This window comes from Pusillimonas minor (assembly GCF_014237865.1).
GTDB classification, from domain to species: Bacteria; Pseudomonadota; Gammaproteobacteria; order Burkholderiales; family Burkholderiaceae_B; genus Neopusillimonas; species Neopusillimonas minor.
In genome coordinates, this window is the sequence record NZ_JACJUU010000015.1 from 36371 (window position 1) to 50677 (window position 14307).

General features: G+C 57.4%; 13 protein-coding genes and 1 tRNA gene. 12 read left to right on the top strand and 2 right to left on the bottom strand.

The annotated features are described in order from the left end of the window. Positions 1 to 10: 10 nt before the first annotated feature. A complete protein-coding gene (locus tag GTU67_RS13645) occupies positions 11 to 1438 on the top strand; it encodes an FAD-binding oxidoreductase (RefSeq protein ID WP_185780607.1) in 1428 nt (475 codons plus the stop codon). 29 nt (positions 1439 to 1467) lie between these two features. Here GTU67_RS13645 and mutM read toward each other — a convergent pair whose 3' ends face one another. Beyond that, positions 1468 to 2295, bottom strand: a complete 828-nt coding sequence (mutM, locus tag GTU67_RS13650) for a bifunctional DNA-formamidopyrimidine glycosylase/DNA-(apurinic or apyrimidinic site) lyase (RefSeq protein ID WP_185780608.1) — start codon at positions 2293 to 2295, stop codon at positions 1468 to 1470. Positions 2296 to 2379: 84 nt separating this feature from the next. Here mutM and GTU67_RS13655 point away from each other — a divergent pair, with 84 nt between their 5' ends. From GTU67_RS13655 to GTU67_RS13705, 11 genes are all read left to right on the top strand, one after another. After that, the gene (locus GTU67_RS13655) at positions 2380 to 4152 is read left to right on the top strand and encodes a tetratricopeptide repeat protein (protein ID WP_185780609.1); all 1773 of its coding nucleotides are present in this window, start codon (positions 2380 to 2382) and stop codon (positions 4150 to 4152) included. Positions 4153 to 4176: 24 nt separating this feature from the next. Continuing rightward, positions 4177 to 4761, top strand: a complete 585-nt coding sequence (gene lolB / locus GTU67_RS13660) for a lipoprotein insertase outer membrane protein LolB (RefSeq protein ID WP_185780610.1) — start codon at positions 4177 to 4179, stop codon at positions 4759 to 4761. Positions 4762 to 4769: 8 nt separating this feature from the next. Further along, positions 4770 to 5723 (top strand): 4-(cytidine 5'-diphospho)-2-C-methyl-D-erythritol kinase, encoded by a 954-nt coding sequence (ispE, locus tag GTU67_RS13665; RefSeq protein ID WP_185780611.1) that lies wholly within the window; start codon positions 4770 to 4772, stop codon positions 5721 to 5723. 10 nt (positions 5724 to 5733) lie between these two features. After that, positions 5734 to 5810: transfer RNA gene (locus GTU67_RS13670), tRNA-Gln, on the top strand. A 125-nt stretch (positions 5811 to 5935) separates the two neighbouring features. Further along, positions 5936 to 6886: a ribose-phosphate pyrophosphokinase gene (locus GTU67_RS13675; RefSeq protein ID WP_173862506.1), complete on the top strand. Its 951-nt coding sequence runs from the start codon at positions 5936 to 5938 to the stop codon at positions 6884 to 6886. Positions 6887 to 6991: 105 nt separating this feature from the next. Further along, positions 6992 to 7588 (top strand): 50S ribosomal protein L25/general stress protein Ctc, encoded by a 597-nt coding sequence (locus GTU67_RS13680; protein WP_185780612.1) that lies wholly within the window; start codon positions 6992 to 6994, stop codon positions 7586 to 7588. A 118-nt stretch (positions 7589 to 7706) separates the two neighbouring features. Then, complete coding sequence (pth, locus tag GTU67_RS13685) at positions 7707 to 8303, top strand: aminoacyl-tRNA hydrolase (protein ID WP_185780613.1); 597 nt, start codon at positions 7707 to 7709, stop codon at positions 8301 to 8303. Beyond that, positions 8296 to 9069, top strand: coding sequence for a CPBP family glutamic-type intramembrane protease (locus GTU67_RS13690; RefSeq protein WP_185780614.1), 774 nt, complete (start codon positions 8296 to 8298; stop codon positions 9067 to 9069). The genes pth and GTU67_RS13690 overlap by 8 nt, the downstream gene beginning before the upstream one ends. Before the next feature lie 35 nt (positions 9070 to 9104). Continuing rightward, complete coding sequence (gene ychF / locus GTU67_RS13695) at positions 9105 to 10196, top strand: redox-regulated ATPase YchF (RefSeq protein ID WP_185780615.1); 1092 nt, start codon at positions 9105 to 9107, stop codon at positions 10194 to 10196. Positions 10197 to 10810: 614 nt separating this feature from the next. Then, positions 10811 to 12532 carry an RNA-binding domain-containing protein gene (locus GTU67_RS13700; protein WP_185780616.1) on the top strand — a complete coding sequence of 574 codons (1722 nt, stop codon included), beginning with the start codon at positions 10811 to 10813 and terminating at the stop codon, positions 12530 to 12532. Positions 12533 to 12934: 402 nt separating this feature from the next. Continuing rightward, positions 12935 to 13816, top strand: a complete 882-nt coding sequence (locus GTU67_RS13705; protein ID WP_185780617.1) for a lipid A biosynthesis lauroyl acyltransferase — start codon at positions 12935 to 12937, stop codon at positions 13814 to 13816. 38 nt (positions 13817 to 13854) lie between these two features. Here the strand turns inward: GTU67_RS13705 and GTU67_RS13710 are convergent, their stop codons facing one another. Then, a complete protein-coding gene (locus tag GTU67_RS13710) occupies positions 13855 to 14199 on the bottom strand; it encodes a hypothetical protein (protein WP_185780618.1) in 345 nt (114 codons plus the stop codon). Between the last annotated feature and the right edge of the window lie 108 nt (positions 14200 to 14307).

The following is a 14307-nucleotide window of genomic DNA, read 5'->3' on the forward strand; positions in this document are numbered from 1 at the left end:
GAGGTATGCCATGACCCTGCTCGATGAACTTGTGCGCCTGCTCGGTGCACCCAATGTCCTGACCGGCGCCGATGCCGAAAGCTATTTAACCGACTGGCGTGGCCGCTATACGGGGGCCGCGCTGGCCGTTGTTCGGCCCGGCTCAACGCAAGAAGTCGCAGCCGTCATGCAATGGTCCAATCAACATAACGTGCCGGTAGTGCCGCAAGGGGGTAACACCGGCTTGTGCGGCGGGGCCACCCCCGACCACTCCGGCCGGGCACTGGTGTTGTCGCTGGGTCGGCTCAATCGTATTCGCAGTATCGATATCGACAACGACACTATGGTCGTCGAGGCCGGGTGTATTTTGCAGACGGTGCAGCAGGCCGCCCGCGACGCCGATCGCCTGTTCCCGTTGTCGCTGGCCGCCGAAGGCAGCTGCACCATTGGCGGTAATCTGGCCACCAACGCCGGCGGTACGCAGGTGTTGCGTTACGGCAATGCGCGCGACCTGGTGCTGGGGCTCGAGGTCGTTACGGCCGACGGCCAGGTGTGGCAGGGTTTGCGTGGCCTGCGCAAAGACAACACCGGTTACGATCTTCGCGATCTGTTCATCGGCAGCGAAGGCACTTTGGGTGTCATTACAGCGGCAACGCTCAAGCTTTACCCGTTACCTGTTGCACAGTGCACGGCACTGGTGGGCATCAATAGCGTGCAAGATGCGGTGGCTTTGCTGTCGGTAGCCCGCAAGGGTTTTGGGCCCGCCCTTACTGGTTTCGAGCTCATCGCCGGTAATTGCCTGAAAGCCGTCAACGATTGCTTCCCGCAGCAGCGGTTGCCATTCGAGGGCTCATCGGCCCAGCTACCCTGGTATGCCTTGCTCGAGCTGTCCGATGCCGAAAGCGCCGATCACGCCCGCGAACGCTTTGAAACTATCATTGGTGAGGTCATCGAGTCCGGCCTGGTCATTGACGCCGTCATTGCCGAAAACATCGCCCAAAGCAAAGCGCTGTGGCATCTGCGCGAAAGCATTCCGCTGGCCGAGAAAATGCAAGGTAAAAGCATCAAGCACGACGTGTCGGTCCCGGTGTCGCTCATGGCCGAGTTCATTAAAACCACCAACCAGGCCGTGCAAGACCAGTTTCCCGGGTTGGGGCACGTTATTTTTGGCCATTTGGGTGACGGCAACCTGCACTACAACATTACGCGCGGTAGCCAGCTGTCAGAAGACGCCTTGCTTGCGCTGCAAGACCAGGTTTACGAACTGGTCCACAACAGCGTGTATCGGTTGGGTGGGTCGATCAGTGCCGAGCATGGCGTGGGTCAGCTCAAGCGCGACGTTCTGCCCCAGTACAAAGACCCGGTCGAAATGGCGCTGATGCATCGCATTAAGGCCGTGTTCGACCCCAAAGGCCTCATGAACCCGGGTAAGGTGCTGGTGCAAGGCACCCACCCTTAGCCGGGCTTGCTTTGGCTGCCGGTGCGCGGTTAACGGCGCTGGCAGCTTGGGCAGTAGTAGGTCGCGCGCTGACCTTGCACAATGCGTTTAATGGGCGTTTGGCACATACGGCAAGGTTGGCCGGCGCGGTCGTACACGGCAGCATGAATTTCAAAATAGCTGCCTGGTGTGCCCGTGGCATTCACGTAATCGCGAAGCGTGCTTCCGCCCGAGGTCAGCGCGTCTGACAGCGTCGACTTTATGCTCGTCCACAGGCGTTCGGCGCGCGCCAACGAAAGGCTGCCGGCCTTGATGCGCGGGTTTATGCGAGCCCTGAACAAGGCTTCAGAGGCGTAAATATTGCCCACGCCCACCACAATGTCGCCGCCCAGCAAGGCCTGTTTAATGTTTTGTGTGCGGCCGCGCAGCCCGTTAAATAAATATTGTGCGGTAAAGGCGTCGTCAAAGGGCTCAATGCCCAGTTTGGCCAACAGGGGGTGCGCCAGCACCGGCCCATCGGCCAGGTCGTGCCATAGCACCGCGCCAAAACGGCGCGGGTCGTGCAATAAAAACCGGGCGTCGTCAAACCGCCATTCGACATGGTCGTGCTTTTTTGCCGGTTCGTCGGGCAAGGCCCGGCGCAACGACCCCGACATGCCTAAATGGACGATCATCACGCCATGATCAAACGTAATCAGCAGGTATTTTCCGCGCCTTTCGCAGGCCCGTACGACCTGGTTTTTGACCCGGTCTGGTAAGTCGGCGGGAACCGGCCAGCGTAAACGCGGCTCAAAGACATTAAGGGCTCTGAGCGCCTGGCCGGGCATGACCGTCGCAATTCCGCGACGGGTGGTTTCAACTTCAGGTAATTCGGGCATATTGGGGGGCTACGGTCTATGCGGCTTTATGTTATTTTGCCATCAGGCGCAGTATTATCGGCGCAATTGTGACGGTTCTTGTTAATGAAACTTTCGATTTCCCTGCTGCCCTCTGTTGTGGCGGCTGCATTGTTGCAGTTTTCTGTTGTGGCGCATGCGGCGCCGGGCGATGCGCCGCCCACACCTGTCGAGCAAATCCACTTGCGGCCCAATGCGTTGCCCACGGTTACGCTGACGCCCGAACTTTTATACCGCCTGATGGTGGCCGAGTTTGCGGTTCAGCGCGGTGACCTTACGCTGGGTAGCGAATTACTGTTAGGTGCGGCACGCGACACATCCGACCCACGGTTGGCCAAGCGGGCATTCCAGTTTGCCATGGTCAGCCGCAATTTCGGCTTGGCCGATCAGGCCGCCCAACTGTGGTCGTTAATGGCGCCCAACGATCCTGAAGCCGTTGCCAGCGCATTGGCTTTGTCGGCATCGAACGGGAAAACCGAAGGGCTTGCCGCTGCGCTCTGGACGCGAATTGAAAAGGCCGACGACAAAGACGCCGCGGTGGGTCAGGCGGCGGCCATTGTCAGCAAGCTGGCCGACAAGCGTGCGGCTTACCAAGTGCTCGACGCCGCCTTGCGCGAACCGGTTCGCAAGTTGCCTATCACCTACCTGGCGCTGGCCGATGCCGCGTGGGCGGGTGGCGATACCCAGCGTGCGCTTGGCAATGCCCGTCGCGCACTCGAGCTCGACCCCGCCTCCGAACAGGCGGCCCAACGTATGCTCGAGTACGGCCTTAAGGTTGACCCGCAGGCGGCAATCGCTGCTACCCAGGCTTTTATTGCCCGCAACCCGCAAAGCGGGCGGCTGGGCCTGATGCTGGTGTCGCGGCTGGCCGGGCGTGGCGACTATGCCGCCGCGTTGCAGCAAGTCCAGCAAATGCGCCGCAGCAGCCCCGAAAACTTCGACCTGCTCTACACCGAGGCCGAAGTGAATTTCAGGGCCGGTAATAACAGCGCGGCCAAAGCGCTGCTTAACGAATACATCAACGTGCAAACCCAGCGGCGCCAGTCGCTCGACGACAAGGCCAGCAATGCAATTGCCGACTCGTCCGACGCCCGCCTGATGCTGGTGCGCATTGCCGAGCAAGAAAACGACTTGCCCGAGGCCATTGCGCAGTTGCGCAAAATCGACGAGCCCGCGCTGGAGTTTCAGGTGAGGGTGCACGAGGCTGTGCTGTATGGCCGTATGGGCGACTTGGCCGCAGCCCGTAAAACCATCGATGCCATTGCGCCGCAAAGCGAAAACGAGCGTGCTGTACTGGCCATGACGTTGGCCTCGATCTATCGCGATGGTGGCCGTACCGATCTGGCCATCGACACTTTAGCCAAGGCCGATGCAGCGGTGCCCAACAGCGCCGAAATAAAGTACGACCTGGCGATGCTGTACGAGCGTCAGGGTAACTTCGAGGCCTTCGAGCGGCTCATGCGCGAAGTTATGGTGCTCGAGCCCGACGATGCCAATGCCTTTAATTCGCTGGGCTACACCTTTGCCGAGCAAAACATCCGTCTGGACGAAGCCCAGGCTTTGCTCGAAAGGGCGCTTCAGCTAGAGCCCAACAACCCCTACATTCTGGACAGCGTTGGTTGGTATTTGTATCGCACAGGCGATTACAGCGCGGCGGTGCAGTACCTCGAGCGCTCGTTCCGCGCCTTGCCGGCCGCCGACGTCGCGGCCCATCTGGGCGAGGTGTACTGGGTAATGGGGCGCAAAGACGATGCCCTGAAAATCTGGGAGCAAGGTCGCGAAAAAGACCCGAACAACGAAACCTTGCTGAAAACGCTCAGCCGTTTTGGGGTGAAGTAAGTGGCGGTTTACTCAGGTCTGTTCATGCCGCTCATAAACTTTCGCCTTTGGTTTCGCAGCCTGTTGGTGGTATGTATTGCCGCCGTGTTGGCAGCATGTGCCACGCCCGCAGCCATTCAGGTGCAGTCCGCCGACCCGGCTTTTCAGCGGAGCGGCCGGTTTGCCGTGTCGGTAGAAGAGGTCGGGGCCAATCCGCAGGCGGTACAAGGCGGTTTTGCCTGGTACGACGCAGGCTACCGGTTGTTGCTCGATCTGGCCAACCCTTTGGGCAGCACACTGGCGCGGGTCGAGGTGTTGCCCGGGCAGGCCGTGCTTACACGCAGCAACGGCACAACACAAACCGCACCTAATGCCGATGCCCTGGTGCAAGAAGTCGTCGGCGTGGCGATTCCGGTTGCGGGTTTGCGCGATTGGCTTAGGGGGCGTACGGGGCAGGGTCTGGTGCAGTCGCGCGAAACCGATGCCGAGGGCCGCCTGACGCGTTTTGTGCAAGACGGTTGGTCTGTGACGTTGTCGCGCTACGATAACCAGGGGCCCGGCTTGTTGCAGCTTAAGCGTACCGAAGGCCAAAGGGCAATCAGCGTGCGCCTGGTCGTTGACGCGTCTTAAGGTTGTTTATGGCGTTGCAAGCACCCGCACCCGGCGTTAAAGCGCTGTACGACGTACCTGCGCCGGCCAAGCTGAACCTGTTTCTTCATGTGGTTGGGCGTCGACCCGACGGCTACCATCTGTTGCAAACCGCGTTTCGTTTCATTGGTCTGTACGATTACCTTAATTTCGACCGGCGCACCGATGGCCGTATTGTGTGCGAAACCACGTTTCCCGGCATTGCGCCCGAAGATGATTTGGTCGTGAAGGCCGCGATGGCGCTGCAAAAAGCCACCGGCACGTCGTTTGGCGCGCAAATCAGTTATCAAAAAAATATCCCGTCGGGCGGCGGCTTGGGCGGTGGCTCCAGCGATGCGGCCAGCACGCTCATTGCGCTTAACCGGTTGTGGGGTACCGGCTTAACCCGTCAACAACTCATGCAGCTTGCGTTGCCGCTGGGCGCCGACGTACCTGTTTTTGTTTTCGGGCAGCCGGCGTTTGCCGAGGGCATAGGCGAAATTCTCAGCCCTGTGCCCATGCCCGACCGTGCCTATGTTGTTGTACAGCCGACGCAGTCTGTACCCACGGCAGGAATTTTTTCATCACCCGATTTGACAAGAGATACAGGTTACGTCAAAATAACGGTCTTTACTGATTGGCAAGAATCGGTTGAACAAAAAAAGCAGGTTGGCAGTAATGCAGGCTGTGCTTTATTTGGTAAAAACGATTTGCAGCCCGTTGTTTTTGGTAAGTACCCGGCGGTACAAAATGCCAGCCGCTTTATGCAAAGCCTTGGGGTAACACCACGAATGACAGGATCAGGTGCTTGTCTTTTTGTCGAGTTTGTAACATTAAGCCAGGCCCAGGCCTTTCAGGAAAAAATTGTCGGTAAAATAGCGTGCTATGAAAACGGCAATACAGCGGTAGTCAGCAACGCGTGGGCATGCCCCGGGTTGGTAAATCATCCGTTGTACAACTGGTAAAACAGTCAGGTGGGGAATCGCCAAGCTGGTTAAGGCACTGGATTTTGATTCCAGCATGCGAAGGTTCGAATCCTTCTTCCCCAGCCAAAAATTTGGTGTAAAGCCTTCCAAAGGCTTGCAGTTAATACAAGCTGTTGAGTCGGCCCCATAAAAAGGGTGTGCGGGTCAACAGCTTTTGTTATTTAACGCTTCGAAACTACCCCCCATCCATCATGGCACAAGACAGATTCATGATTTTTACCGGCACGGCTAATCCTCGCCTTGCCGTCGACGTCGTCAACCACCTCGACATGTCCCTCGGGAAAATGACAGTAGGCCGGTTCTCCGACGGCGAAGTCATGGTCGAGATCAATGAAAATGTCCGGGGTAAAGATGTTTTCGTGTTGCAGCCTACGTGCGCACCCACAAACGACAACCTCATGGAAATCATGGTCATGGTCGACGCTCTGCGTCGCGCTTCGGCCGGCCGCATTACTGCTGCATTGCCATATTTTGGTTATGCGCGCCAAGACCGCCGCCCGCGCTCTGCGCGGGTGTCCATTTCGGCCAAGGTCGTGGCCAACATGCTTCAGGTCGTAGGCGTCGATCGCGTCATGACCATGGACCTTCACGCCGACCAGATTCAGGGCTTCTTCGATATCCCCGTCGACAACGTCTATGCCGGCCCCATCTTGCTGGGCGATATCTGGCGTCGTAATTACAAAGATGTCGTTGTTGTATCGCCTGACATCGGCGGCGTTGTGCGTGCCCGTGCGCTGGCCAAGCAACTCGAGGCCGACCTTGCCATTATCGACAAGCGTCGCCCGCGTGCCAACGTGTCCGAAGTCATGAACATCATCGGCGAAATCGAAGGCCGTACCTGCATCATCATGGATGACATGGTCGACACCGCAGGCACGTTGTGCAAAGCGGCTCAGGCGCTTAAAGAGCGCGGTGCGTTGGGTGTTTACGCCTACTGTACCCACCCGGTTTTGTCCGGCCAGGCCGTCGAGCGCATCACGTCGTCCGATCTCGACGAACTCGTCGTGACCGACACTATCCCGCTGTCCGAGGCCGCCCGTAATTGCGGCAAAATCCGTCAGCTGTCGTGCGCGTCGTTGCTGGGCGAAACCATTCTGCGTATTTCAAACGCCGAATCGGTCAGCTCGTTGTTTGTCGACTAAATTTTTTTACTGCGGGTTCGCTGGTCGCGGCAGCCCGCAGGTATCTGCAGCCATCATGGCTGTTTTTTAACGGGGCATCTTGCCCCTTATTCCGGAGCTTTATCCATGAAATTTAATGCCACATTGCGTAGCGTCCAAGGTACGAGTGCGAGCCGCCGCCTGCGCAACGCCGGTCGTGTTCCAGCCATTGTTTACGGCGGCCCCGAGGCCCCCATCAACATAGAGCTCGATCACAACGAAATCTACCACGCGCTTCGCAAAGAAGAATTCCACGCGTCGATTCTCGACATGGACCTCGAAGGCAAGTCGCAAAAAGTTTTGTTGCGTGCTGTGCAATGGCACCCCTTCAAACAACTGGTTCTGCACGTCGACTTCCAGCGCGTCGATGCCAGCCACATCATCCACACCAAAGTGCCTTTGCACTTCATCAACGGCGATGCATCGCCTGCGGTCAAACTGGGTGGTGCGCTCATCAGCCAAGTCATGAACGAGCTCGAAATCAGCTGCTTGCCAGGCAACCTGCCCCAGTTCATCGAAGTCGATCTGGGCAAAATGATCGCCGGTGAAATCGTTCACCTGGCCGACATTACGCTGCCTAAAGGCGTAACGTTTGTGGCTCACGGTGGCGATACCAACCCCGCTTTGGCTGTTGCCATGGTCAAGGGTGGCGCTTCTGCCGAAGGCGAAGCTGCAGCCGAGTAATCGTTTGCACTGTTGTATCGTGCCCGTGTGCGTAGTCACCGGGTGCAAAAAACCCCTGACGGTCGCCCGCCAGGGGTTTTGTTTTACGATAGCCCCTTTACACTTTTTGTTGGCAGTCATGAAGCCCCCGATTCGCCTGATCATCGGCCTGGGTAACCCCGGAGCCGAATACGAGAAAACACGCCACAACGCCGGCTTTTGGCTGGCCGACCAGTTGGCCGACGACTTTCGCGCCAGTTTTACGCTCGAGAAGGCCTTCTTTGCCTGGGTGGCCAAGGCGCGTGTGGCGGGCGAACAGATTATCGTGGCCAAGCCAACCACCTTCATGAACCGCTCGGGGCAGGCGGCCGGGGCGCTGATGCGGTTTTATAAACTTACTCCCCCCGAGGTGCTGGTCTTGCACGACGAGCTCGACCTGATGCCGGGTCATGTCAAACTGAAGCAGGGTGGAGGCCACGCCGGCCACAATGGCCTGCGCGATATCCAGTTGGTGTTTGGTAGTGCCGATTTCTGGCGCTTGCGCATTGGCATTGGTCACCCGCGTACGTTGGGCTTGGCGCAACAAGTCGCTGCATTTGTGCTTAATCCGCCGCGCCGCGAAGAGCTCGATCAAATCGAACACTCACTTGAACGCTGTCGCGCCGTCATGCCGGCGCTCCTCGAAGGTCGTTACCCCCAAGCCATGAATCAACTGCACGAGGCCAACAGTGGCTAGACCGACTGCCACAGGCGGCTGGCCCGGGTTCGGTACCGAATTCCGGGACTTTGTGCGCTTTGTGCGCCACCCCGATTTTGGCCGGTTGCCCGGGCGACACGCCCGTGACGGCTGGGTCGAAGACTGGTTTCCGCGCCTACGTATCGGGCGTCTGTTTCAGTGGGCCGGTTTGTTGTGGTTGCTGAACATGCTGGTGTTGGGGCCCATTGCCGTGGCTGCGGCAGGGCTAGGTGGCGCCGAGCATCGCCTGCGGCTCGACAGCATCCCGTGGCTGCAAGCCGTGTTGTGGGCGCCGCTGGTCGAAGAGCTGGTGTTTCGTTACGGGCTGCGCCGCCTGGGCCAGTTGTGGTGGCTATTGCCCGCAGCGCTGTGTGCATTGTTTGTCGGGCCGCAAGCGTTAACCATAGCTCTGGTCGCCCTGGTGTTACTGGCGGCCTGGTGGCCTGTTAGTGCGCGCGCCTCGGCGCGGTTTTCTGCCGGGGCGTGGCGTCGTCGCAAAAAGTATCGGGCTGTATTTTTCTGGGTTATTCACTTGTCCTGCCTGGCGTTTGCCGCCATTCATCTGGGTAATTTTTCGTACAACTCAACGCCCTTATGGGTCATGCCCATGCTGGTTTTGCCGCAGTGGCTTACCGGCCTGGTATTGGCCTGGATCCGCGTACGGCGCGGGTTCGGGGCAGCGGTTGCGCTGCACGCCATATTCAATGCCGGCCCGTTGCTGGTGATATGGCTCATCTTGTCGTCGCTCTCGGGGCAGCCAAGTTAAAATAGCCCTTTTATTGTTCAAATTTCAGGATACTCATGGCTTTGCAATGTGGCATCGTTGGTTTGCCCAACGTTGGTAAATCTACTCTTTTCAATGCGCTCACCAAAGCAGGCATTGCCGCCGAAAACTACCCGTTCTGCACCATCGAGCCTAACGTCGGCGTGGTCGAAGTCCCCGATCCGCGTCTCGACGCCCTGGCCGAAATCGTCAAGCCCGAACGCGTCATGCCGGCAGTGGTCGAGTTCGTAGACATTGCGGGGCTGGTTGCCGGGGCATCCAAGGGCGAAGGCCTGGGTAATCAGTTCCTGGCCAATATCCGCGAGACCGATGCCATTGTGCACGTCGTACGCTGCTTCGAAGACGAAAACGTCATTCACGTCGCAGGCCGCGTCAATCCAATTTCCGACATCGAAGTCATCAATACCGAACTGGCGCTGGCCGACCTGACGGCTGCCGAAAAGGCCTTGTTGCGTCACCAGAAAACAGCGCGTGCCGGCGACAAAGAGGCCATCAAAATGGTGGCCTTGCTAGAAAAGGTTATTCCCGCGCTTAACGAAGCCCGCCCCATCCGGTCGTTGGGTCTCGATGCCGACGACCTCGCCTTGCTCAAGCCCCTGTGCTTCATCACGGCCAAGCCCAGCATGTACGTGGCTAACGTTACCGAAAGCGGTTTCGAAAACAACCCGCACCTGGCTGCCGTGCAAGAATACGCCAAGGCCGAAAACGCGCCCGTGGTGGCTGTATGTGCTGCCGTCGAAGCCGAAATCGCCGACCTCGACGACGAAGACCGCAACGTATTTTTGGCCGACATGGGTATGGACGAGCCCGGCCTGAACCGCGTCATTCGCGCCGGTTTCCGTTTGCTGGGTTTGCAAACGTACTTTACCGCCGGCGTCAAAGAAGTCCGCGCCTGGACGATCCATATTGGCAATACCGCGCCGCAAGCCGCCGGTGTCATTCACACCGACTTCGAACGTGGCTTTATTCGTGCCCAAACCATTGCCTTTGAAGACTTCATCGCCCACAAGGGCGAGCAAGGCGCCAAAGAAGCCGGCAAAATGCGGGCCGAAGGCAAAGAGTACGTGGTCAAAGACGGCGACGTGTTGAACTTTTTGTTCAACGTCTGACGGTTTTTCGCTGGGTCTCGGTGGGTCTCTGTAGCGCTTGGTGGATAGGTTGACCCATTTCAAATTAATGGGCTGTAGGAGTAATGCGGTCTGCTGAGCGTTGCTGCGCGTGCCGATCAGCTAGAGCAAATCCAGAAGTTTTATCAGGATTTGCGCGGCTACTGGGGCTATCCGGATACCTCGTTGTGCCTTGGTTCCATTCCCTTGCCATTTGTCTCTGCCGGGTGCGGAAGGCTGGAAATGGGGTAATCAATTGAGGATATTGGGGTAATTTTTATTGAAATTACCCCATTTTTTGTGGGGTCGTGGCGAGCTTTCCCTGTGCGTCCAGCAATGTTTATCAGAGATTGATATCATTGTAAGCTAACGTGTCTCTGGGGCCACCGTATCGACACGTTGGCGCCACCGCAATGGCGCAATGAATCCACAGTGCCCGCTCAATGTCGACAGCATTCAGGGGTCGACGCGACTATGGATGCTGATGTCCCCACGGCAGCGGCCACGTGCCGCGCATGGTGCTGCCAGGCAAAAGATGTCCAACAGCGTGTTGGACAATTTGCATTCATGGCTACTATGTATTTAGACACAAAATATCCATTGATGGGGGGCCATTCATGCGTTCTGCAGCCCAGATAGAAGCCTTGCTGCCTGATTTGGAGCTGTGCGTTGCGGATGACTTGGAGGATCAGGATCTCGACTTCAAACAATGGGATACGCAAAGCCGAGACAAGGCTGTGAAGACTTTGGTGCAAATGGCCGTGTGCATGGCTAATGGTGGCGGCGGCACAGTTGTTTTTGGTGTGGCTGATCGAGTGAAGGGGCGCGGTAGGGCGATTCTGGGTGTTCCACCGGAAATTGACACCAATATGCTCAAGGCGGCGGTCTACGATCAGACTGACCCGAAAATCATGCCTGTGTTTGAAGAGCTGCTGGTGTCGGAAGGCACCGGGCGCCTGTTGCTGATGCAGATTCATCCGGGCATGCCACCCTACACCGATAGCGCTGGTAAAGGTACCATCCGAATCGGTAAGGATTGCCAGCCTCTGACCGGCACACTGCGCCGCAAGATTGGCGTGGAAACGGGCGAGACAGACTATACCGGCCAGTTTGTTGCTGAAGCCAATCCTCGGTTTCTGTCGGCGACCGCGCTGGAGACCTTGCGCAACCAGGCGCGTCGGGAACGCGCACCCGATGAGCTGCTACGGTTAGGTGATATAGAGCTTTTGCGTACCCTGGGTCTGATCAAGAACGGCAGCTTGACCCGGGCAGCGCTGCTCTTGGCGGGAACGGAGGAAGCGATTCGCGGGTATGTGCCTGGCCACGGATGGACCTTTCTGCACATGGCCTCCGACACTGATTACGCCAATCGTGAAGACCGTGTCAGTGCGTTGCCCCTGGCGGTGCAGCGGCTGGAAGAACTACTGTTGCCGTTCAACCCGATCACGACTTACAAGCAGGGCCTGTTCCACTACGAATATCGCACCTGGCCGGAAATTGCCTTGCGCGAGGCGCTGATGAACGCATTTTGTCACGCGGATCTGCGGATTGCGGGGCCGGTGATGGTAAAGCTGTACCGTGACCGGCTGGAGATCAGCAACAACGGCGGGTTTATCGCAGGTATTACGCCCGAGAATATCCTGCACCATCAGCCTGCGGCCCGGAACCCGCTGTTGGTAGAAGCGCTCACTCGTTTGCGTTTGGTCAATCGCAGCAATCTCGGCATCAACCGAATGTTTTCATCGTTGCTAGTGGAAGGCAAGGAGCCACCGGTGATTCGTGAGATCGGTGACTCTGTACTGGTCAGTTTTGCCAAGCGGGAGTTCGATGCTGCCATGCGCCTTTTTGTCGCCGAAGAAGCTGAGAAAGGCCATATTCTGGGCGTGGATGAACTGCTGTTGTTGGGCCACTTGCGCCAGCATCCCGAGGTAGATACCGCAGCGGCTGCAGTTTTGTGCCAGCGTAGTGAAGCCGAAATCCGGGAACGTTTGTCCGGCATGGAGTCCAATGGCTATGTCGAGCATGGGGGCACGGGCAGGGGGACTTATTGGTGTCTGTCACCGGCGCTGTATCGCCGATTGACGGGCGATGGGCAGGGCGAAAAACGTCGTCGTATCGATTGGGACGCGGCAAAGGTTCGTGTACTTAGCATCCTGATGGAGCGTGCCAAGCGGGGCGAGCCCGGTTTGAGCAACCAGCACATCCGGCAGATCACTCACTATGATCGTAGTCAGGTGAGGCGGCTGATGCAGGAACTCCAGGCGGAGCATCCGGAGCTGCAGCAAATCGGTGAGCGCCGCTGGACCCGCTATGAATATATCAATGCGCGTGAGCATTGATTCGCGCATAGAATTGGTTCTATGCGATTTCTATGCAATTTTGCATACGGTTGATCATAGACGATCGCATGATTAGTGCATGGCTTTATCTGCGTAAGGTTAGTGGCACTTAATCTGGCTACGTAAGCGAGTACAAATCGATAGTGCTTGAGATAGACCATTTTTTATCAATTAGTTGTCAAGCAATTTTCCATTTAACATCTAAACCGGAGTTTGGATTTTCACGGATTCGCTTGGATAAGCATAGTCCCGTAAGCGCAAGATCTTACGGGATTTTTTTCTTTCTGATATTACGCATTCGGGGAGCCTACGCTTGGCAGCGACGACACATTCATCCTGTATGCTGTCAGGTCATACTTCACCCGGGATAAACCACCCGGTACACCTTCCAGAGCCCCCATTTTGAATGAAAAAATCCAGCACGTACTTATTTCCGGCCTGTTGCGCCTGCTAGCCAGCCTACCCTACCGGTGGGTCGCAAGAGCGGGGCATGCTCTGGGCTCTCTGCTTTATCGTATCCCCGGAAAACGCAAACGCATCCTGCAAACCAATCTTCGGCTGTGCTTTCCGGAAAAAGGCGAACAGGAACTGGATATTCTGGGGAGGGCTACCTTCCAGCACGTGATTCGCAGCTACCTCGAGCGCGGCGTGCAATGGTATGGCAGTGCCCAGACGCTGCTTGACCTGAGCACACTGGAAAGCGCCATTGAACTGGCGGACAGCTACGAACAACCCACGATTTTTCTGGGCTTTCATTTTGCCGCGATTGAAGCCGGCTGTATGTATTATTCCATCTTGCACGACGTGGCTTCGCTGTACACGCCCATGTCAAACAAGGCGATGGAAACAATTGCCTATACGCAACGATCGCGGTTCGGCACGGTGATGCTTCCCCGCAGCGCCAGTGCCCGCCAGACCCTGAGCGTTCTAAAAACAGGCAAGCCTATTATGCTTGCCGCCGATATGGATTTCGGCCTGCGAGACTCGGTATTTGTTCCCTTCTTTGGCATTCAAACCTGCACCCTGACGGCGGTTTCCCGTTTGGCCAAGATCAGCGGTGCCCGCGTGGTCCCGTTTGTGACCGAGGTACGGCCCGATTACCAGGGCTATGCACTGAAAATCTTTGAACCCTTGCAAAATTACCCCAGCGGGGACGACAAAGCCGACGCAATAACCACCAATCAGTTCCTTGAAGAACAAATCAGACAGATACCGGAACAATACTATTGGGTACATCGCAGGTTCAAGCGACGCCCTGATGCTGAGCCTTCCGTTTACCTTTAAGCACCGAATCAAGCACAGGGTTGGGCGGTGAAAAGCCGCTAGACCGACGCGCTGGAAGGTAAAGCGCAATGCAGTTGGCCCTGACTTATCCGGGAGTTTCCTGCCGGCAAGCCCTGCATTTTCGCCTGGTGCTTAATCAAAATCCGGTAAGTGTCGCGGTCAAAGCCGGGTCGTCCGTTGCTCAGGCAGGCCCATAGCTCTTCGTCAGAGCGGGCTGTGCCCAAATGACACCAGCCGTCAATCACATGAACCGCATCGCCTTCCCGCAACACGGCCGGGCCGTCAAAAGGCCAGGCTTTAAGCCGCAAGCCTGCCAAGGCATCTAATAGCCGCACATAATGCTGCGCGGCCGGCTCTTCGCCGCAACACGGTACGCGCTCCATTTCCCCCATCCTTGTTGACATTGCTGGCCTGGGGCATCGTATCGGCTTCGCTTGTTTTTCGTGGAGTCACCGATGTCAACAACCAGAGGGCCGGGTCAGGCCTGGTGG

Bases quoted from the DNA above. Each gene is read 5' to 3' on its own strand.
- mutM (WP_185780608.1), bottom strand. From the start codon at position 2,295: ATGCCCGAATTACCTGAAGTTGAAACCACCCGTCGCGGAATTGCGACG.
- ispE (WP_185780611.1), top strand. From the start codon at position 4,770: ATGGCGTTGCAAGCACCCGCACCCGGCGTTAAAGCGCTGTACGACGTA.
- ychF (WP_185780615.1), top strand. From the start codon at position 9,105: ATGGCTTTGCAATGTGGCATCGTTGGTTTGCCCAACGTTGGTAAATCT.
- GTU67_RS13680 (WP_185780612.1), top strand. From the start codon at position 6,992: ATGAAATTTAATGCCACATTGCGTAGCGTCCAAGGTACGAGTGCGAGC.
- pth (WP_185780613.1), top strand. From the start codon at position 7,707: ATGAAGCCCCCGATTCGCCTGATCATCGGCCTGGGTAACCCCGGAGCC.
- GTU67_RS13655 (WP_185780609.1), top strand. From the start codon at position 2,380: ATGAAACTTTCGATTTCCCTGCTGCCCTCTGTTGTGGCGGCTGCATTG.
- lolB (WP_185780610.1), top strand. From the start codon at position 4,177: ATGCCGCTCATAAACTTTCGCCTTTGGTTTCGCAGCCTGTTGGTGGTA.
- GTU67_RS13675 (WP_173862506.1), top strand. From the start codon at position 5,936: ATGGCACAAGACAGATTCATGATTTTTACCGGCACGGCTAATCCTCGC.
- GTU67_RS13700 (WP_185780616.1), top strand. From the start codon at position 10,811: ATGCGTTCTGCAGCCCAGATAGAAGCCTTGCTGCCTGATTTGGAGCTG.
- GTU67_RS13645 (WP_185780607.1), top strand. From the start codon at position 11: ATGACCCTGCTCGATGAACTTGTGCGCCTGCTCGGTGCACCCAATGTC.
- GTU67_RS13710 (WP_185780618.1), bottom strand. From the start codon at position 14,199: ATGGAGCGCGTACCGTGTTGCGGCGAAGAGCCGGCCGCGCAGCATTAT.